Origin of the sequence: Rhodococcus gannanensis (assembly GCF_042681175.1) — a bacterium.
Classification (GTDB): domain Bacteria; phylum Actinomycetota; class Actinomycetes; order Mycobacteriales; family Mycobacteriaceae; genus Rhodococcus_G; species Rhodococcus_G gannanensis.
Genome location: NZ_JBHUFB010000010.1, coordinates 767,338 through 785,785, shown reverse-complemented (window position 1 = coordinate 785,785; position 18,448 = coordinate 767,338). Strand labels below are relative to the sequence as shown.

19 protein-coding genes are annotated in these 18,448 nt (G+C 69.6%); 14 read left to right on the top strand and 5 right to left on the bottom strand.

Translation table 11 applies throughout. The features are described from left to right. Positions 1 to 512 (bottom strand): carboxyl transferase domain-containing protein (locus tag ACFSJG_RS14760; RefSeq protein ID WP_378485935.1); only part of this gene is annotated, 512 nt, incomplete at its 3' end. 175 nt (positions 513 to 687) lie between these two features. Between ACFSJG_RS14760 and ACFSJG_RS14755 the strand changes: the two genes are divergently transcribed. Further along, complete coding sequence (locus ACFSJG_RS14755; RefSeq protein ID WP_378485934.1) at positions 688 to 1,530, top strand: biotin--[acetyl-CoA-carboxylase] ligase; 843 nt, start codon at positions 688 to 690, stop codon at positions 1,528 to 1,530. 60 nt (positions 1,531 to 1,590) lie between these two features. On the opposite strand, the gene ACFSJG_RS14750 is transcribed toward ACFSJG_RS14755, so the two are convergent. Then, positions 1,591 to 2,010: a DUF7144 family membrane protein gene (locus tag ACFSJG_RS14750; protein WP_378485933.1), complete on the bottom strand. Its 420-nt coding sequence runs from the start codon at positions 2,008 to 2,010 to the stop codon at positions 1,591 to 1,593. 162 nt (positions 2,011 to 2,172) lie between these two features. Here ACFSJG_RS14750 and ACFSJG_RS14745 point away from each other — a divergent pair, with 162 nt between their 5' ends. From ACFSJG_RS14745 to ACFSJG_RS14730, 4 genes are all read left to right on the top strand, one after another. Next, positions 2,173 to 3,480 (top strand): AI-2E family transporter, encoded by a 1,308-nt coding sequence (locus tag ACFSJG_RS14745; RefSeq protein ID WP_378485932.1) that lies wholly within the window; start codon positions 2,173 to 2,175, stop codon positions 3,478 to 3,480. 17 nt (positions 3,481 to 3,497) lie between these two features. Beyond that, entirely contained in the window at positions 3,498 to 4,067 is a 570-nt protein-coding gene (locus ACFSJG_RS14740; RefSeq protein ID WP_378485931.1) for a PH domain-containing protein, read from the top strand. Between the two features lie 61 nt (positions 4,068 to 4,128). Next, positions 4,129 to 4,806, top strand: a complete 678-nt coding sequence (locus tag ACFSJG_RS14735) for a response regulator transcription factor (RefSeq protein ID WP_378485930.1) — start codon at positions 4,129 to 4,131, stop codon at positions 4,804 to 4,806. 13 nt (positions 4,807 to 4,819) lie between these two features. After that, positions 4,820 to 6,124 (top strand): sensor histidine kinase, encoded by a 1,305-nt coding sequence (locus ACFSJG_RS14730; RefSeq protein ID WP_378485929.1) that lies wholly within the window; start codon positions 4,820 to 4,822, stop codon positions 6,122 to 6,124. A gap of 30 nt (positions 6,125 to 6,154) precedes the next feature. Here ACFSJG_RS14730 and ACFSJG_RS14725 read toward each other — a convergent pair whose 3' ends face one another. After that, positions 6,155 to 6,694 (bottom strand): GtrA family protein, encoded by a 540-nt coding sequence (locus ACFSJG_RS14725; protein WP_378485928.1) that lies wholly within the window; start codon positions 6,692 to 6,694, stop codon positions 6,155 to 6,157. Between the two features lie 228 nt (positions 6,695 to 6,922). Here ACFSJG_RS14725 and ACFSJG_RS14720 point away from each other — a divergent pair, with 228 nt between their 5' ends. The 9 genes from ACFSJG_RS14720 (at position 6,923) to ACFSJG_RS14680 (ending at position 17,243) form a co-directional block, all read left to right on the top strand. After that, entirely contained in the window at positions 6,923 to 8,113 is a 1,191-nt protein-coding gene (locus ACFSJG_RS14720) for a 5-(carboxyamino)imidazole ribonucleotide synthase (protein ID WP_378486000.1), read from the top strand. A gap of 43 nt (positions 8,114 to 8,156) precedes the next feature. Then, the gene (gene purE / locus ACFSJG_RS14715; protein ID WP_378485927.1) at positions 8,157 to 8,666 is read left to right on the top strand and encodes a 5-(carboxyamino)imidazole ribonucleotide mutase; all 510 of its coding nucleotides are present in this window, start codon (positions 8,157 to 8,159) and stop codon (positions 8,664 to 8,666) included. Positions 8,667 to 8,788: 122 nt separating this feature from the next. Continuing rightward, positions 8,789 to 9,913, top strand: coding sequence for an Rv3169 family protein (locus ACFSJG_RS14710; protein WP_378485926.1), 1,125 nt, complete (start codon positions 8,789 to 8,791; stop codon positions 9,911 to 9,913). 73 nt (positions 9,914 to 9,986) lie between these two features. Continuing rightward, a complete protein-coding gene (locus ACFSJG_RS14705; RefSeq protein WP_378485925.1) occupies positions 9,987 to 10,670 on the top strand; it encodes a TetR family transcriptional regulator in 684 nt (227 codons plus the stop codon). Between the two features lie 153 nt (positions 10,671 to 10,823). Next, the gene (locus ACFSJG_RS14700; RefSeq protein WP_378485924.1) at positions 10,824 to 11,981 is read left to right on the top strand and encodes an acyl-CoA dehydrogenase; all 1,158 of its coding nucleotides are present in this window, start codon (positions 10,824 to 10,826) and stop codon (positions 11,979 to 11,981) included. 80 nt (positions 11,982 to 12,061) lie between these two features. Beyond that, entirely contained in the window at positions 12,062 to 13,252 is a 1,191-nt protein-coding gene (locus ACFSJG_RS14695; RefSeq protein ID WP_378485923.1) for a sensor histidine kinase, read from the top strand. A gap of 16 nt (positions 13,253 to 13,268) precedes the next feature. Continuing rightward, complete coding sequence (locus ACFSJG_RS14690) at positions 13,269 to 13,934, top strand: response regulator (protein ID WP_378485999.1); 666 nt, start codon at positions 13,269 to 13,271, stop codon at positions 13,932 to 13,934. A gap of 109 nt (positions 13,935 to 14,043) precedes the next feature. After that, positions 14,044 to 14,790: an ABC transporter ATP-binding protein gene (locus ACFSJG_RS14685; protein WP_378485922.1), complete on the top strand. Its 747-nt coding sequence runs from the start codon at positions 14,044 to 14,046 to the stop codon at positions 14,788 to 14,790. After that, positions 14,784 to 17,243, top strand: coding sequence for an FtsX-like permease family protein (locus ACFSJG_RS14680; RefSeq protein WP_378485921.1), 2,460 nt, complete (start codon positions 14,784 to 14,786; stop codon positions 17,241 to 17,243). Before ACFSJG_RS14685 ends, ACFSJG_RS14680 begins: the two co-directional genes overlap by 7 nt. 36 nt (positions 17,244 to 17,279) lie before the next feature. Here the strand turns inward: ACFSJG_RS14680 and ACFSJG_RS14675 are convergent, their stop codons facing one another. After that, complete coding sequence (locus ACFSJG_RS14675) at positions 17,280 to 17,612, bottom strand: cupin domain-containing protein (RefSeq protein ID WP_378485920.1); 333 nt, start codon at positions 17,610 to 17,612, stop codon at positions 17,280 to 17,282. Further along, complete coding sequence (locus ACFSJG_RS14670; RefSeq protein WP_378485919.1) at positions 17,609 to 18,424, bottom strand: class I SAM-dependent methyltransferase; 816 nt, start codon at positions 18,422 to 18,424, stop codon at positions 17,609 to 17,611. The genes ACFSJG_RS14675 and ACFSJG_RS14670 overlap by 4 nt, the downstream gene beginning before the upstream one ends. Positions 18,425 to 18,448 lie beyond the last annotated feature (24 nt).

The following is an 18,448-nucleotide window of genomic DNA, read 5'->3' as shown; positions in this document are numbered from 1 at the left end:
ATGTTGCGGTGGAAGATCTCCCCGTACAGGCCGAGGGAGACCACACCCTCCTGGATGCGGGCGCCGGCGCCCTCGTTGATCCCGATCAACGGACGCCCGGTCTTCAGCGCCAGGTCCATCACCTTGACGATCTTCTCGCCGTAGATCTCACCGAGGCTGCCGCCGAACACGGTCGCGTCCTGGGAGAACACGCACACGTCGCGGCCGTCGACGGTGCCGTACCCGGTGACGACACCGTCACCGGCGGGGCGGTTGTCGCCGAGACCGAAGTTCGTCGACCGGTGCCGCGCCAACGCGTCCAGTTCGACGAACGACCCCTCGTCCAGCAGTGCCTCGATGCGCTCACGGGCCGTCAGCTTGCCCTTGGCGTGCACCCGCTCCACCGCCGCCTCACCGGACGGGAAACGTGCCTCGGTCTGACGACGGTGCAGGTCCGCGAGCTTGCCCGCGGTCGTATGGATATCGGGGACGTTCGACGCCGCGGTGGCGGCGGACTCCTGGACGCTGGTCATGGGACCCGAGCTTATCGGCCGTCGGCAGGGCCCGGTCGGGGCAGGTCGGATCGCGGCGAATCGTCCAACTTAAGCTACCGGCGGGTAGCGCACGTGTCCGGGGGCCGGATCGGACACCGGCGGGTTCGCCGGGCGCCTGGGGAGTGCGGGTCCGGGGACACCCTAGGCTCGTCGCATGTACACGGACCTGAACCGGCCACCGCTGAACGCCGATGCCTTGCGTACCGCGCTCGTGAGCGGGGGCGGTGATCCACGGGCCTTCTACTCCTCGCTCGACGTCGTCGCCGAAACCGGATCGACGAATGCCGATCTGCTGGCCAGGTCGGTGGACAGCGCTCTCGACAGGGCGGTCCTCATCGCCGAGTACCAGGACCACGGCCGGGGCAGGCACTCACGCAGCTTCGTCGCTCCGCCGCGGTCGTCGGTGTCGGTGTCGGCGCTGCTGCGGATGCCCGGACTGCCGCTGGAGTCGATGGGCTGGTTCCCGCTCATGACGGGCGTCGCCGTCGTCGACGCCCTCCGTTCCGTCGCCGAGGTCGACGCAACTCTCAAGTGGCCGAACGACGTCCAGATCGACGGGAAGAAGGTCGCCGGGATCCTCGCCGAGGTGGCCGCGACCACGCCGGCGCCCGCGGTGGTCATCGGGGTCGGACTCAACGTCACGCTGACCGAGGCGGAACTGCCCGTTCCCACGGCCACCTCGCTCCAGCTCGCCGGTGCCACCGTCACCGACAGGGACATCCTCGCCCGGGCGCTGCTGCGCTCGCTCGCCGCGCAGTACTCGGCATGGCAGGCGGACGGTTGGCGCGTCGACGGGCTGGCCGCCGACTACCGCGACCGCTGCGGCACCCTCGGGCAGCGGGTACGGGTGGAGTTGCCCGGCGACACGGAGCTGATCGGCACGGCCACCGACGTCGACCTGCAGGGACGCATCGTGGTCCGTCCCGACGACGGCGGTGAGCCGGTCGCGGTGTCTGCGGGTGACGTCACGCATCTGCGGCCGCATCCCGCGACCTGACACGAGTCGAGGGGTGCGCGCCCGGTGGGCCCGCACCCCTCGAACGCGTGATGCCGACGATCAGTACCGATCGGTGTCCCAGGTGGTGATCGCCCAGATGACGACCACGCTCAGGCTGATGATCAGGATCGACCACAGCGGGTAGTACGGCAGCCACAGGAAATTGGCGATGATCGCCAGCGCGGCGAGGAAGATCGCCGTGATCCGCGCCCATACCGCGCCGGAGAGCAGGAAGAATCCCGTCAGCGCGACCAGGACGCCGATGACGATGTGGATCCATCCCCAGGCGGTGACGCTGAACTCGTAGGTGTAGTTGGGGCCGAACACCAGCACGTCGTCCTTCGCGACCGCCGAGATTCCCTGGAAGACCTCCAGGATGCCGACGGTGAGGAGCAGAATGGCCGCCGCGATGGAGGCGCCCGCGGCGAATCCCTGTTTGACGCTTCCGTCGCTGTGGTTGGCCGCCGATTGATCCGTCATGGCCCTTCCTCTCGAGATGTGGGCGATCGTCGATGTGGGCTTGCATGGTGAGAAGTGGACGGTGGTCACGAGTGTCCACTCGCAGTGTGGGTCCTCGGAGCGGCCGAAACCTCATCCGTCACGGGTGAGGTTCGAGAATCGGCGGCGGGCGACCCTCGGTGGGTGACGCCCAGTGGTGAAGAGTCCGGTGACCGATCGGTCGGCACACGCGCCGACACCGCCGCGCGGGCGCCCGGCGCCGCGGAACCGGGGACCGCAGCGCAGGGGTGGCCGCGTGGCCTGATCGTCCTGCTCGCGATGGCGGGAGCCGTCGTCGCGATCGCGGGCGTCCGGTCGTTCTCCGGAATCCTCGGCCCGGTCTTCCTGGCGCTGATGCTGGTCGTGGCGGTGCAGCCACTCGGGGACTGGTTACAGCGCAAGGGCCTGCCGCGGTGGGCGGCTGTCGTCGCGACGCTGATCGCCGTCTACGCCATCCTCCTCGGCCTGATCGCCGCGCTCGCGATCTCCGTCGCGCAGTTGGCGACGCTGCTCCCGGAATATGCGGACAAAGCCGATGCTCTCATCGCGGACGTGCAACAGTGGCTCGCCGGCCTCGACATCGGCTCCGACCAGGCGGACAAGGCCCTGTCGAGCATCGACTTCGGCAAGCTGATCGGGTTCCTCGACGACGTCCTGTTCGGACTGCTCGGGGTGTTCTCCAATCTCTTCTTCCTGCTCGCGCTCGTCCTGTTCATGGCGATGGACGCGAGTTCGTTCGGCGACCGGATGCGCGCGGTCGCGTTCGCGCGTCCGGACATCGCCTACGCCTTCTCCTCGTTCGCGTCGGGGACGCGCAGCTACCTGATCGTCTCCACGGTGTTCGGTCTGATCGTGGCCGTGATCGACGCGGGTGCCCTGTGGGCGTTGGGCATTCCGCTACCGGTCCTCTGGGGTCTGCTCTCGTTCATCACGAACTACATCCCCAACATCGGATTCGTCGTCGGACTCATTCCGCCTGCCCTCATTGCGCTACTGCAGGGCGGGCCGATGCTCATGCTCTGGGTGATCGTGCTCTACAGCGTCATCAACGTCGCGATCCAGTCGGTGATCCAGCCGAAGTTCGTCGGTGACGCGGTCGGTCTGTCGGTGACGGTGACCTTCCTCGCGCTGGTGTTCTGGGGTTGGGTGCTCGGGCCGTTGGGGGCACTGCTGGCGATTCCCGCGACGCTGCTGGTCAAGGCACTCCTGCTCGACATCGACCCGTCGACGAGGTGGGCGAACGCTCTGATCTCGGGTGCCCCGCCGTCGGCGGGCGAGATGCTCCTCGGCGAGGAGGAGGCCGCGGAGCGGGTGGCCGAACTGCAGGCCGAGGCGGAGGAGGGAATCGCCGCCGAGACCGCACCGGGCGACACCGCGACCGAACCGGGCGAGGACCCCGGGGAATCCGCACCGGACCAGGGGGAGTCGGACGATTCCGGACCGAGCCGGTAGGTGGCACACTTCCTCGCATGGGCTACCCGGACGACGCGCTCGCCGCGGACGAAGAACTGTTGCTGCACCGCCATCCGCACTGGAAGATGCTGGTGCTGCCCACCGTCACGTTCATCGTCGCGACCGCACTCGCCGGGTTCGCGGCCGGGTTGGCGCAGGATCGACTCGAAGGCACCGCACGCGCCGTCGTGCTGATCCTCGTGCTGGTGGCGTGGCTCGGAATCGTCGGGTGGCGTTGTGTCGCACCGTTGATCAGCTGGAAGTCGACCCACTTCATCGTCACCGACCGCCGCGTCCTCGTTCGCCAGGGCGTCCTGACCCACAGCGGCATCGACATCCCGCTCGGCCGGATCAGCAACGTGCAGTTCCGGCACGGACTGGTCGACAGGATGATGCGGACGGGGACGCTCGTCATCGCCTCGGCCGCCGACGACCCCCTCGAGTTCGACGACATCCCCGACGTGCAACGCGTGCACTCCCTGCTCTACCACCAGGTGTTCGACGCAATGCAACTCGATCGCGACGACGTTCCCGACGGCCCCGGCAGCGCTGCCGACGACGGGACTCCGCGGCGCGGCTGGCGGTGACGACACGGCAGGTCGATGCCCGTTCGGCGCGACGACGGCAGGGCGTCCGTAGGGTGGACGCGTGACTGCCGTACTACTCGCCGAGGACGACGAAGCGATCGCCGCGCCTCTGTCGCGCGCGCTTGGCCGGGAAGGCTACGAGGTGACCGTCGAGGAGGCGGGCCCCACCACTCTCGAGCTGGCGCTCGGTGGATCGTTCGATCTGCTCATCCTCGATCTCGGGCTCCCCGGAATGGACGGGCTCGAGGTGTGCCGCCAGCTGCGGGCCAACGGGTCGGAGCTCGCCGTCCTCATGCTGACCGCGCGGACCGACGAGGTGGACTTCGTCGTGGGACTCGACGCGGGCGCCGACGACTACGTCGGCAAGCCGTTCCGCCTCGCCGAGCTCATGGCACGGGTGCGCGCGCTGCTGCGGCGCCGCGGCGGTCCGGAGGACTCCACGATCGAGGCCGGTGACATCCGGCTGGAGCCCGCGGCGCGGCGGGTGCTGGTCGGGGGCAGCGAGATCGCGCTCGCGAACAAGGAGTACGAGCTGCTCAAGGTCCTCATGGACCACGCCGGGGAGGTGGTCTCGCGCGATGTGATCCTGCAGGAGGTGTGGGGCGACGTCGACCTGCGTGGCTCCAAGACCCTCGACATGCACATGTCGTGGCTGCGCCGGAAGATCGGCGACGAGGGACCCGTCGGGGAGCGGCGCATCGTGACGGTGCGCGGCGTCGGGTTCCGGCTCAACACCTGATTCCGACACCGCCGTGCGCCGCCGAATCCTGCTGTCCATCATCGCAGTCGTCCTGTTGACCGGGCTGCTGCTCGGAGTGCCGCTCACCTACACCGCGTGGTTGTGGGTCGAGGACTTCACCCGCAGCGACCTGCAGGCCAGGCTGGACCGGATGTCCGCCGAGATCATCGCCCAGGAGGGCGAGACCGGCGTCATCGAGGGTGGACTCGACGTCGACGCACTTCGGGTCGCGGTGCCCCGGGGCGGACGGTTGTCGGTGGTCTATCCGACCTCGGCCGGGGACAACGCCCGCATCGACATCGGTGTCGACGAGGTCGAGCGGCCACTGGTGGAGGCCATCTCGATGGGCCGGTCGGGCTCGCTGCGGCTGGAGACCCCGTCGGCGCCGATGCGGACTCTCCAGCAGCAGGCGGTCGGCGCTGTGGCGCTGGTGGTGCTCGCGTCGCTCGCCGCGGGCAGCGCGGTCGCGTCGGTGACGGCCCGCCGGCTCGCCGACCCGATGCGTGACGTCGCCGACCGCGCGGCACGGCTCGCCGAGGGCGACTTCCGGACCGACTCCCGCAGGCACGGGATCGCGGAACTGGACCGGGTGTCCGACGTCCTCGATTCGGCGACCGTGGAGATCTCGGGCCGCCTGCAACGCGAACGAGCGCTCGTCGGGGACGTGTCCCATCAGCTGCGGAGTCGACTGACGGCGGTTCGGTTGCGCCTCGACGAGCTGTCCGTACACCCGGATCCCGCCGTCGTGGACGAGGCGAACGCCGCCATGGCCCAGGTCGACCGTCTGACCGTCGCCATCGACGAGCTCGTCCGCTCGTCCCGAAGCGAAGGCCAGGATCGACGGTCGCTGTCGGTGGTGAACGAGCTCGGAGCCGTCGTCGCGGAGTGGCAGCCGCAGTACGAGCAGGCGGGTCGGCGGCTGGTGCTGCACGGCCAGGACGCGGTGCGGACGTCGGCGACGCCGTCACGGCTGCGCGAGGCCGTGGCGGTGCTGATCGACAACGCGCTGATCCACGGGGCGGGCACGTGCACGGTCGTGGTGCGGCTGGTGCCGGGCGTCGGGCCGCGCCGGGAGGCGACGGTCTGCGTCGAGGTCGGTGACGAGGGGAGCGGGGTCAGCGATCAGCTCGCGCCGCACATCTTCGAGCGGGGGTTCTCCGCGGGCGGTTCCACGGGCGTCGGGCTGGCGTTGGCGCGCGCCCTGGTGGAGGCGGACGGTGGCAGGCTCGACCTCCGGCGGCGGCGGCCCGCACTGTTCGCGGTGTTCCTTCCGGTCGAGCACCACGGCGGCGCGGCGATTGCCGGCGAGCCGCGCTGAGGGTGGCCGCGCTGAGGGTGGCCGCGCAGGTCAGCGACCGGCGAGTTCCTCGGGTGTCGGATCGAAGCCCGCGCCCTGCTGGTGGGTGATCTCCTCGGGGAAAGCGAACCGGCGCAGTGCCCAGAAGCGGAACGCCATCTGCAGCAGGTTGCCGATGATGTAGTTCAGGACGAAGTCGATGACGACGACGGTGGTGACGCTGCTGCGGTCGGCGCGGATGTCGAAGATGTTGTTCGCGATCCAGAGGGGCGCCGCGGCGATGACCACGCCGATCAGGCTGATGACGAAGAACAGGATCGCCTCGTGGTGCCGCTCGCGTCCACCGCGGTTCTTGAACGACCACTCGCGGTTGAGGACGTAGCTGAGGATCGTGGCCATCACACCCGAGATCACCTTGGCGATGACGGGCTTGTTCTCCATGATCGTGAGGCTGAGGCTGTAGAAGATGGCCAGGTCGAAGACCATCGTTGTGCCGCCGACGATGGCGAACTTGACCAGTTCGCGGTGACGCAGCACGACGTCCCGCAGCGGTGTGGGCACGTGGTTGAGCGCCTGATCGACAAAAGACACGGAAGGTTATTCTACGAACCCCGTCGAGCAACCCCCGACCGGACACTCCGAACACAGCCGGCTCTCAGGATTTCCGTGACGGCCGTCACCGCCCGGTGTCGTCCGGTCACCTGCGCATCCGGGCTGCGCTGCGTCGTGACACCATGGACACCCGTGAGCGTCGATTCCGGTTCCCAGCCCCGTCCCACGAGTCCCCGAGACGCCGGTTCCGCACTGCCCGTGGTCGCGATGATCGGCGGCGGGCAGCTGGCGCGGATGACGCATCAAGCGGCGATCGAGCTCGGCCAGTGCCTGCGAGTGCTCTCCGGCGGTCCTGACGAGCCCGCGGCCCAGGTCAGCGCGAACGTCGTCCTCGGCAGCCACACCGACCTCGACGCCCTACGTGCGGTGGCCGTCGGTTCCTCCGCACTGACCTTCGATCACGAACACGTTCCCACCGAGCACCTCGACGTGCTCGTGTCCGAGGGCGTCAACGTGCAGCCGCCGCCGCAGGCACTGATCCACGCGCAGGACAAGCTGGTCATGCGCCGCAAGCTGGCCGAACTCGGGGCGCCGGTACCTGCGTTCGCCGAGGTCGGCTCGGTGGCCGATGTCGAGGCGTTCGGCACCGAGCACGGCTGGAACATCGTGATCAAGGCGGTCCGCGGCGGCTACGACGGCCGCGGCGTGTGGATGCCGGACGACGCGGACGAGGCGACGGCCGTCGTCACCGAGCAGCTCGCGAACGACGTCACGCTGATGGTCGAGCAGAAGGTGCCGATGCGCCGCGAGCTGTCCGCAATGGTCGCGCGGTCGCCCTTCGGGCAGGGCGCGAGCTGGCCGGTCGTCGAGACGGTGCAGCGGAACGGTCAGTGTGCGGTGGTGATCGCCCCCGCTCCCGATCTGCCCGCCGAGCTCGCGGCGCAGGCCGAGGAGATGGCGCTGCGGATCTCGTCGGCGCTCGGCGCGACGGGAGCGATGGCGGTGGAGCTGTTCGAGACGGTCGACGGGGAACTCGTGGTCAACGAGCTGGCGATGCGGCCGCACAACTCCGGTCACTGGACGCAGGACGGCGCGCGCACCTCGCAGTTCGAACAGCACTTGCGCGCCGTGCTGGACTACCCGCTCGGTGATCCGTCGTCGATCGCACCGGTCACCGTGATGGCGAACGTCCTGGGAGCGCCCGAGGCGCCTGCGATGAGCATGGACGAGCGGCTGCACCACCTGTTCGCGCGGATGCCCGACGCGAAGGTGCACATGTACGGCAAGGGTGAGCGCAAGGACCGCAAGATCGGGCACGTCAACGTGGTCGGTGCCGCATCCGGTTCGCTCGACGACTCCGAGTACGTCGCGGAGGTTCGCGAGCGGGCGGAGCGGGCGGCGCACTGGCTCTCGCACGGCGAATGGACCGACGGCTGGGATCCGCACGCCGGCAACTGATCGGCGCGTGGGCACTTCGAAGAAAGCGATGGCGGGAGAAGCGATGACGCAGCAGCAGGGACCCCTCGTCGGGCTCATCATGGGCAGCGACTCGGACTGGCCGACGATGGAGGCCGCCGCGGAGGCGCTGGCCGAGTTCGGCATCCGGTTCGAGGTCGGTGTGGTGTCGGCGCATCGGACGCCGCAGCGGATGCTGGACTACGCGAAGGACGCCGCGGGACGCGGGATCAAGGTGATCATCGCCGGCGCGGGCGGTGCCGCGCACCTTCCGGGCATGGTCGCGTCGGCGACGCCGTTGCCGGTGATCGGTGTCCCGGTTCCGCTCAAGTACCTCGACGGCATGGACTCGCTGCTGTCCATCGTGCAGATGCCCGCGGGGGTGCCGGTCGCGACGGTGTCGATCGGCGGCGCACGCAATGCCGGGCTGCTCGCGGCCCGGATCATCGGTACCGCCGATCCGGCGGTGCAGGAGGCGATGGAGCGGTTCCAGGCGGGCCTCGAGTCGATGGTGCTGGAGAAGGACGCAGCGCTGCGCGCGACCCTGATGGGCTGAGCGCGGGCCATCGTCGGGCGGCCGTTTGCGGTGAATCGGCCGCGGCGGCGGCACGTCGGGGCTAGATTCGCGGGGAGGATTGCGTACCACCCTGTAACGGAACCCAGCCCTGGAGAGTCGCCATGCCCGCACCGCTCGACGAATTTCCGATCCACCAGACCCCGCTGTCGATGTCGCGGGTCGTCACCAGTGACAAGAACTTCTACGACCGCTCGTATTTCAACGCGCTCGATCAGGGGTCGCTCGGCTCCGACGACACCGTGTTCCTGGTGAGCGGGTTCGGTGTCTATCCGAACCTCGGAGTCACCGATGCGTTCGCCGTCGCGCGGCGGGGGGACACGCAGTGGGCCGTACGTTTCTCGGACGCGCTGGAAGAGCGGTCACTGGACCTGAAGGTGGGGGACGGGTACCGCATCGAGGTCGTCGAACCACTGCAGAAGCTGCGGGTGATCTGCGAAGGCGACGATGCGGACGGCCTCGGATTCGACCTCACTTGGGAGGGCAGCTGCCCCGCCGTCCAGGAACAACCGCATCTGCTCACGAACGGCTTGCGCCCGCAGATCGACGCGTCCCGGTTCGCGCAGACGGGAACCTGGTCGGGCGTGCTGTCCCTGGGCGGTGACGACGTCACGGTCACACCCGACACCTGGATGGGCAGTCGCGACCGGTCGTGGGGCATCCGCGGGGTCGGCGACCCGGACCCGGCGGGTCGGCTGGCAGATCAGGTGTCCGAGGGCTTCTGGTGGCTGTACGTCCCACTGCGGTTCGTCGGCTTCTCGGTGATCGTGATCATGCAGGAGAGTCCGGACGGGTTCCGCACCCTCAACGACGCCACCCGTGTCTGGGACGACGGTCGGATCGAGCAACTCGGTTGGCCGCGAGTCGAATTCAAGTACGAGTCGGGAACCCGGCGGGCGCTGTCCGCGACAATCAACATGACGGCGTCGGACGGCAGTCCCGTCGTCGTGGAGGTGACCCCTCGCACCGGGATCGCGCTCCACGTCGGCGGTGGTTACGGCGGCGACCCGGAGTGGTCGCACGGGCAGTGGCGCGGCCGCAACTGGTCGGAGCGATCCGTCTACGACCTCACCGATCCCGCGGTCGCGGGCCGTATCCCGTTCGGCGTCAGTGACTTCGCTGCTTCCGCCACCTGCAACGGCATTCCCGGCGCGGGTCTGTTCGAGCACGCCAGTCTGGGCCGGCACGACCCCACCGGCTTCGCCGACTGGTCGTCCGTGGCGCCGTAGCCGCCCGTGCGCACTTCTGGTAGCCCGCGCTACCAGAAGTGCGCACGGGTGCGGAGCGCCTACGCTGATCGTCATGCTCGACGATTCCGACCGGTTCCGGCTGCACGTGGTGTCCGAGGCGCTGCGACTGTTCTCGGCACAGGGCTACCTGGCGACGAGCGTGGACGAGATCGCCGGCGCCGCGGGCATCTCGCGGCGCACCTTCTTCCGACAGTTCCGGTCGAAGGAGGACGTGGTGTTCGCCGACCACGAGATCCTCCTCCAACAGGCGTCGGAGTACCTGGCCGAGGACCACGCCGATCCGTGGAACGCCGTCTGCGAGGCGGCGACGATCGTCTTCGAGCGGTTCGCCGAGTGGAACGACGTCGCGTCCCGACGGTACGAGGTGATGCACGAGGTGCCCGTCCTGCGGGACCGCGAAATCGTCACCAGCAACCGCTACGAGCGACTGTTCGTCGACTACCTGCGGCGCGCACTCCCCGACGCGCCGGACCTGGCGGTGGTGCAGTTCGCGGCGTCCGTCATCGCCACCCACAACTACCTGCTCCGGCGCATGGTGCGCGACGGTGTCGACACCACGTCCGCTCAGTTGCGTACCGCCCTCGCCGAGATCCGGCGGGGTGCTGCGCCGTCGGGCGCCGGTTCGGGGGTCGCCTCCGACGACGAGGGGGACGTCGTCGTCGCCGTCTTCCCGCGCGGAACCGCTCCGGATCGGGTTGCGGACGTCGTGCGGCGTCATCTCGGCGCACTTGGCTGACCCCCACCGCGTTGGCACTGGGTGCCGCGCCGTGGCACGTGGTACCCGGGAGTTCTGAATGTCGTGGGGTATGATGAGGCTCGAATGGCACTGAGTGCCGCCTTGGTGGCCGTGCGGTGTGCCACCTCGAATCCCTCTCGCAAGGAGTGACTGATGGCCGGAAACCCGGACTTCGACCTGTTCAAGCTCGGCGACGAGCACGACGAGCTGCGGGCTGCGATCCGCGCGCTGTCCGAGAAGGAGATCGCGCCGCACGCCAAGGACGTCGACGAGAACTCCCGGTTCCCGGAAGAGGCCCTCACGGCACTCAACAACTCCGGCTTCAACGCCATCCACGTGCCCGAGGCCTTCGACGGCCAGGGCGCGGACTCCGTGGCGACCTGCATCGTGATCGAGGAGGTCGCCCGCGTGTGCGGCTCCTCCTCGCTGATCCCCGCCGTCAACAAGCTCGGCACGATGGGCCTGATCCTCAACGGCTCCGACGAACTCAAGGCGAAGGTTCTGCCGGACCTCGTGAACGGTGAGATGGCGTCCTACGCGCTGTCCGAGCGTGAGGCGGGCTCCGACGCCGCCTCGATGCGCACCCGCGCGAAGGCCGACGGCGACGACTGGATCCTCAACGGTTCCAAGTGCTGGATCACCAACGGTGGCAAGTCCAGCTGGTACACCGTCATGGCCGTCACCGACGCCGACAAGGGCGCCAACGGCATCTCGGCGTTCATGGTCCACAAGGACGACGAGGGCTTCGTCGTCGGACCGAAGGAGAAGAAGCTCGGCATCAAGGGCTCGCCCACCGCGGAGCTGTACTTCGAGAACTGCCGCATCCCCGGCGACCGCATCATCGGCGCCCCGGGCACCGGCTTCAAGACCGCGCTGCAGACGCTCGACCACACGCGTCCGACGATCGGTGCGCAGGCTGTCGGTCTGGCGCAGGGCGCCCTCGACGCCGCGATCGCGTACACCAAGGACCGCAAGCAGTTCGGTACCTCGATCGCCTCGTTCCAGAACACCCAGTTCATGCTCGCAGACATGGCGATGAAGATCGAGGCCGCGCGTCTCATGGTGTACACCTCGGCGGCGAAGGCCGAGCGTGGCGAGAAGAACCTCGGTTTCATCTCCGCCGCCGCCAAGTGCTTCGCGTCGGACGTCGCGATGGAGGTGACCACCAACGCCGTGCAGCTGTTCGGTGGCGCCGGTTACACCACCGACTTCCCTGTCGAGCGCATGATGCGCGACGCCAAGATCACCCAGATCTACGAGGGCACCAACCAGATTCAGCGCGTCGTCATGTCGCGCGCGCTGCTCAAGTGAGCTGAGCCGTACTCGCCCTGTTCCCCGGTGCCGCGACGCGGTACCGGGGAACAGTCGTATTCGCTCGCTAGGCTGTGGTCATGCCCCGATTTCCTCTGAGCGAGCGGTGGTACCGCTGGAGCGCAGAGCATGTCGTCGGTATCGACCGGACGTTCGCCGCGCTCCTGACACTGTTCTGCCTGATCTTCGCGGCGGCGTCGGACCCGTGGATCGTGTCGGTGGTGGTCTCGCTGGGGATGACCGTGCCGCTCGCGTGGCGCCGCACCCGGGTCGCGTTGTCCGGTGCGGTGGTCGTCGCGTTCTCGGTCCTGCACGTGATCGTGATCCCGGACATGCTGCTGCCGTCGGTGGTGGCGGTTCCCGTCTCCCTGTACGCGCTCGCCGCCTACGGTCCCCGGTGGGCGAGCAGCGCCGGCCTGGCGGCGGCAGTGCTCGGGTCGATCGCGGCCGGGCTCCGTTACTTCGGTGGCGAGTACATGACGCGGGCGTCGACGGCGTTCACCACGGCCTTCCTGCTCGTGTTCGTCGTCGCGGTCTGGGCGTTCGGCGACCTGCGCAGGGTGCGCAACCAGGAACTCGAAGGCCTGACGGAACGGGCCCGGCTGCTGGAGCTTGAACGCGCCCAGGAGGCGGAACTGGCGGCGATGGCGGAACGCACCCGCATCGCCCGCGAGATGCACGACATCGTGGCCCACTCGCTGACGGTCGTCATCGCCCAGGCGGACGGCGGGCGGTACGGCGCGAAGGCCGACCCCGATGCCGCGATCACGGCACTCGAGACCATCGCGCGGACCGGCAGGCAGGCGCTGACGGACATGCGGGCCTTGCTGTCGGTGCTGCGCGAGGACCGGCCACGTGACACCCGGTCGACGCCGCAGGTGGCCGACATCGACGCGTTGGTGCAGGACCTTCGCGACGGTGGCCTGCGGGTCGAATTGCGTGCGGAGGGGGAGCCGCGGGCACTGACCACCGGCGCCGAGTTGACCGCGTACCGCATCGTGCAGGAGTCACTGACCAACGTTCTCAAGCACGCGGGCCCCGCCGCTTGCGTGGTGGTCGGGGCGCGGTGGACGGACGTCGGCCTCGATCTGACGGTGACGGACGACGGTCGAGGGGCGTCCGGCGGTTTGGTGCCCTCGACGGCCGGAGGGCAGGGTGTGCTGGGGATGCGGGAGCGGGCCGAACTGCACGGTGGGCGGTTCACCGCGGGGCCGGTGGCCGGCGGTGGATACCGGGTGCGCGCCGAGCTCCCGTACACGAGAGAGGTGTGAGCGGTTGTCCGACAAGGTGATCAGGGTGGCGCTGGTCGACGATCAGCAGCTGGTGAGGGCCGGTTTCCGGATGGTGATCGACTCCCAGGACGACATGGACGTCGTCCTGGAGGCATCCGACGGTGCGCAGGCGTTGCGGGAACTCGAGCGGGTCGCCGTCGACGTCGTGCTGATGGACGTGCAGATGCCGAACGTCGACGGCATCGAGGCGACGCGGGTGCTGGCGGCGCGGGAGTCGTCGCCGAAGGTGGTGATGCTCACGACCTTCGACAACGACGACTACGTCGTCGGCGCCATCTCGGCGGGCGCGAGCGGATTCCTGCTCAAGGATGCGGACCCCGAAGAATTGCTGGACGCGATCCGGACGGTCGACAGCGGCGACGCAGTCATCGCCCCGCGGTCCACGCGACGGCTGCTGCAGCACGTGGGGCCGCTGCTCGCCGGGACGGCGGCACGCCCGCAGCTGCCCGACCTGACGCCGCGCGAGGTCGAGATCCTCGAGGCGATGGCGCACGGACTGTCGAACGGGGAGATCGCGGTCAAGTTCACCGTCTCCGAGGCGACGGTGAAAACACATGTGGGACGGGTTCTCTCGAAGACGGGATCGCGGGACCGGGTTCAGGCGGTGGTGTTCGCCTACAGTTGCGGGCTCGTCCGTCCGGAGGACCTGCTCGGCGGCTGATCCTCCGACGGGGGGATCGTCGCGTCCGTCCACGGTAGGACGAGCCGGACCCGAAGATCGCCCGCGGCGCCGACGCGGAGCGTGCCGCGTCGTCAATACCGTCGACGACATGACTCCACAGCATCTTCCGGCGGCCCGTGCGGTCGCTCTGACCAAGATCTTCGGGGCGGGGGACGCTTCCGTGACGGCGCTCGACGCGGTCGACGTCGACTTCGCGACGGGTGCCTTCACCGCGATCATGGGTCCGTCCGGATCCGGGAAGTCGACGCTGCTGCACTGCCTGGCGGGGCTCGACGATCCGACGGCCGGCCGCGTGTACCTCGGGGACACCGATCTCACCCTGCTCGGGGACCGCGGGTTGACCGAATTGCGCCGTGACCGGATGGGTTTCGTGTTCCAGTCGTTCAACCTGCTGCCCGTGGTGACGGCCGCGGAGAACATGCTGCTGCCGATGCGCCTGGCGGGCGCGCGGCCGGATTCGGGATGGTTCGACGAGGTGGTCACCCGCCTCGGGCTCGCGGGCAGGTTGTCCCATCGGCCACACGAACTGTCCGGCGGTCAGCAGCAGCGCGTCGCCGTGGCGCGGGCGTTGCTACCGCGCCCCGACGTCGTCTTCGCGGACGAGCCGACCGGAAATCTCGATTCGCAGTCCGGCGCGGAGGTGCTGAGCCTGTTGCGGTCGAGTGTGCGTGAGTTCGGGCAGACCGTGGTGATGGTCACCCACGATCCGGTCGCGGCCTCGTACGCCGACCGTGTCGTCCTGCTCGCCGACGGCAGGCCGGCGGGTGAGATCGACGACCCCACACCGGATTCCGTGGTCCGGGTGATGCGCGAACTCCGGGCTCCCGCATGCTGAGGCTGACGCTGGCGCAGGTGCGGGCGCAACTCGGCCGGGTCCTGGCGTCCGGCGTGGCGATCGTGATCGCCGTCGCGTTCGTCGTGTCCACCCTCGTCCTCGGGTCGACGATCTCGGCGAGCGTGACTGCGTCGCTGGCGGGGCAGTATCGGAGCAGTGCGGTGGTGGTCGACGACGTCGGCGGGGCGGCCGCGGCCGCGGCCGCGGCGGAGCGGGTCGCCGGGGTTCCCGGCGTGCGGGCGGTGTCCGTCGACGCGCAGGCGCCGGTCAAGGTGACCGGAGGCGGAACCGGTTCCCACTACGGGACGGTGTCGTCGCTGGCCGAATCGCCGGAACTGCGGTGGCAGACGCTCACCGAGGGGCGATTCCCGTCGGCGCCCGGCGAGATCGCCGTGGGATCCGATGCGGGGCTGGCGGTCGGGGACACAGTGGCCGTGACCGTGCGTGGCGTCCGGGCGGACGAGCACTCCGAACGGGGCACCGAATCCGCGACGGTGGTCGGCGAGATCGACCTGTCCGGCACCGCACAGCGTCTCGACGGCGTGTCCGCCTTCGCGACGGCCGATCAGCTCGACTCCTGGGCGGGAGACGCCGCCCACCGCGAGCTCCGGGTCGCCGGCGACGGAGACGGATTGACGGACGCGGTCACCGCGGCGCTCGACCCGGGTGCCGTCGTGACCACCGGCGCCGAGCGGGCCGAACAGGCCTCCGCGGGCTACCTGGGTGACGTCGACGAGATCCGCAACGTCCTGCTCGCGTTCGCTGCGGTCGCCGTCGTGGTCGCCGGGTTGGTCATCGCGAACACCTTCGCGGTCCTGTTCGCCTCCCGCACCAGGGAGCTGGCGCTCCTGCGCTGCGTCGGTGCGACCGCAGCCCAGATCCGGCGCGGTGCCCGCATCGAGGCACTGGTCCTCGGCGCGGTCGCATCCGCCGCCGGAGTGCTGGTGGGGATCGCCCTGGCGTGGACCGTCACCCGCGCAGCGACCGCGTTCGATGCGCCCGTACCCCTCGACACGCTGGCCGTGCCGCTCGGCGGTGTCGTCGCGGGCTTCGCAGTGGGTGTCGTCGTGACCCTGATCGCAGCGGTCGCTCCGGCGCGTGCCGCGACCAGGGTGTCCCCGCTGGCGGCGCTGACCCCGGTCGAAGCGGGCGCCGAACCCGCGACGGTCTCCCGTCTTCGCGTGGCGGCCGGGATCGCGGGGTTCGTCGGCGGCGGTGCGGTCCTCGCGCTCGGTGTGGCCGAGGAGCAGGTGATGCTCGCGTGCGCGGGCGGCATCACGACGGCACTCGGTGTGGTCCTCCTGGGCCGGATCGTCGTCCCGCGCGCGGTCGCGGTCCTCGGGCGAGCGCCGGCGCGTCTCGTCGGGCCCCTCGGCGAACTGGCCGTCGGCAACGCCCTGCGCAATCCCCGCCGGACCACCGCGACCGCGACCGCGCTGCTCGTCGGTGTCACGGTGACGGCGACGATGGTCGTCGGGATCGCGACGGTCGGGGCCGCCGCGCCGCACGCACTCGACGAGCAGTTCCCCGTGGACGTCACCGTCGATGCCGAGAGCGCGCTCCCGGCGAATCTGGGAACGCTCGCACGGGACACGACACACGTGACGGCGGCCGCGACCCTGCTCGGTTCGGAGGTTCGATCCGCCGACGGCCACCGGATCGACGTGCTCGGCGTCGACGTGTCCGACGTCGCCGCGACACTGCGCGTACCGCTCACGCTGCCGCGGACGGGGGAGATCTCCCTGTCTCCGGAGCAACTCGGCGCGATCGGATCGTCGCCCGGATCCCGACTGGAACTGGAGAACTCGGGTGTTCGCAGGCAGCTGACGGTCGCATCCGGGCGTGAGGGACAACCGGCACTGGTGACCACCGCCGATGCCGTCGCCCTCGGTGGCGTGCCCCGATCGGTGTGGATCAGGTTAGCGGACGATCTCTCCGATCCAGATCGTACGGCGGCGCTGGACGAGATCACCTCGCTGGCGGAGGAACTCGCACCGACTGCCGACGTCGGCGGCGCGGTGGCAATGCGCGCGGCGGTGGCCTCGGTACTCGATGTACTGCTCCTGGTGGTCGTCGGCCTGCTGTCGGTGGCGGTGCTGATCGCGCTGATCGGGGTCGGGAGCACGATGGCGTTGTCGGTGGTCGAGCGTCGGCGGGAGACGGGATTGTTGCGGGCGCTGGGCGTGACGAGGGCCGGAGTGCGGTGCGTCCTGATCTGTGAGGCGGTTCTGGTTGCGGTCGTGGCGTCCGTGCTCGGCGTGCTGCTCGGAACCGTGCTCGGTTCGGCGGGCACGGCGTCGGTGTTCGGCGCGGACGCGCTCGTTCCCGGCGCGGTGCCGTGGCTCCAGCTCGTCACGATCGTGCTGGTGGGTGGGATCGCCGGAGTCGTCGCGGCCCTCGTCCCGGCCCGGACCGCCGCGAAGGTGACGCCGCTCCAGGCTCTGGCGGGGTGACACCGCGCAGAGGAGGCCGTCGGGTGGCTCAGACGCTCATCGCAGGACAAGTAGCGTGATGACGGAGTCCTCGACGGCCTGGAGTCGGTGCGTCAGCTCGGCGTCGACGTGCACGGCGACGCCGGGCACGAGGTCGACGGTGCGGTCGGCGGTGGCGAACGTGACGTGTCCGGACTGTCCCTGCACGAGGATTGGGAACCGTGCCTTGTGGTCTTCCATGCTCTGCCCCGCGCGAAAACTCAGCCGGACCACGGTGACTCCCGCGACTGCTGCTACGCGTTCGATCCGCGGCGCGGTGCCGTCCTGGGTGTTCGCGTCCCGCAGGCCCGTGATCTCGGTGAGGGTCCTGGTGTCCTGGTCGACGCTCATGCGGTCTTCCTCGCGATGATCTCGATCGCGACGAGATGGTCGCGGTACTTGGTGAAGGTGCGGCGCATCGCGAGCACCCGCTTCCGAGCGTCCGAGTCGGTCGCGACGTTGCGGACGAACTTCAGGGTTCCGAGCAGTCCCTCGTCGGCGATGATCCGGGTCGGGTCGAGCAGCGCCATCGGTGCGAAGTGCACCGCCTCGATCTCGAAACCGTTGTCGATGAGGAGGTCTCGCCACTCCCGGGCCGTGAGTGGCCGGGCGTTGACCTTGATCGAGCGGGCGAGGGCCTGCCGGATCTCGGTCTTGATCTCGTCGGCCACATCGTCCGGTTCGATCGCCAGTTCGTGGATCGCGTAACGGCCGCCCGGCCGTAGCACCCGCAATGCCTCGCTCGCGATCTCGGCCTTGTGCCGGTCCGTCTGCATGGTCAGCATCGCCTCGCCGACGATGACGTCCGCGCTGGAATCGGGGCGTCCGGTCTTGGCTGCCTCGCCGGTCACCACGGAGCCGCCGGCGCCGATCGCCTTGCGGGTCAGCTCGGCGGCGTGGTCGTCCGACTCGACGCCGACGTAGCTGGCGGGGGAGTGCTCGAGGATCGAGACGGCGGTCTTGCCGAGGCCTGGGGCGAGCTCGACGACGTCGGCGCCCGCGAGCGCCGCGTGCGTGAGGAGCTGCTCGGTCATTTTCCGACCGCCCGGTCGCAGGACGCGCTTGCCGAGCCGCGCGAGGAGCCAGTGCCCCGGAAGGTTCGCGGCGCCCCGGTCGGCCAGGGGGAGTTCCGGGTTCGCGTGGTCGGCAGGCTTGTCCGCCATCGTGTCCTCCTTCTCAGTCGTTCT

Bases quoted from the DNA above. Each gene is read 5' to 3' on its own strand.
- ACFSJG_RS14755 (WP_378485934.1), top strand. From the start codon at position 688: ATGTACACGGACCTGAACCGGCCACCGCTGAACGCCGATGCCTTGCGT.
- ACFSJG_RS14750 (WP_378485933.1), bottom strand. From the start codon at position 2,010: ATGACGGATCAATCGGCGGCCAACCACAGCGACGGAAGCGTCAAACAG.
- ACFSJG_RS14740 (WP_378485931.1), top strand. From the start codon at position 3,498: ATGGGCTACCCGGACGACGCGCTCGCCGCGGACGAAGAACTGTTGCTG.
- ACFSJG_RS14720 (WP_378486000.1), top strand. From the start codon at position 6,923: ATGATCGGCGGCGGGCAGCTGGCGCGGATGACGCATCAAGCGGCGATC.
- purE (WP_378485927.1), top strand. From the start codon at position 8,157: ATGACGCAGCAGCAGGGACCCCTCGTCGGGCTCATCATGGGCAGCGAC.
- ACFSJG_RS14710 (WP_378485926.1), top strand. From the start codon at position 8,789: ATGCCCGCACCGCTCGACGAATTTCCGATCCACCAGACCCCGCTGTCG.
- ACFSJG_RS14705 (WP_378485925.1), top strand. From the start codon at position 9,987: ATGCTCGACGATTCCGACCGGTTCCGGCTGCACGTGGTGTCCGAGGCG.
- ACFSJG_RS14700 (WP_378485924.1), top strand. From the start codon at position 10,824: ATGGCCGGAAACCCGGACTTCGACCTGTTCAAGCTCGGCGACGAGCAC.
- ACFSJG_RS14695 (WP_378485923.1), top strand. From the start codon at position 12,062: ATGCCCCGATTTCCTCTGAGCGAGCGGTGGTACCGCTGGAGCGCAGAG.
- ACFSJG_RS14685 (WP_378485922.1), top strand. From the start codon at position 14,044: ATGACTCCACAGCATCTTCCGGCGGCCCGTGCGGTCGCTCTGACCAAG.
- ACFSJG_RS14680 (WP_378485921.1), top strand. From the start codon at position 14,784: ATGCTGAGGCTGACGCTGGCGCAGGTGCGGGCGCAACTCGGCCGGGTC.
- ACFSJG_RS14675 (WP_378485920.1), bottom strand. From the start codon at position 17,612: ATGAGCGTCGACCAGGACACCAGGACCCTCACCGAGATCACGGGCCTG.
- ACFSJG_RS14670 (WP_378485919.1), bottom strand. From the start codon at position 18,424: ATGGCGGACAAGCCTGCCGACCACGCGAACCCGGAACTCCCCCTGGCC.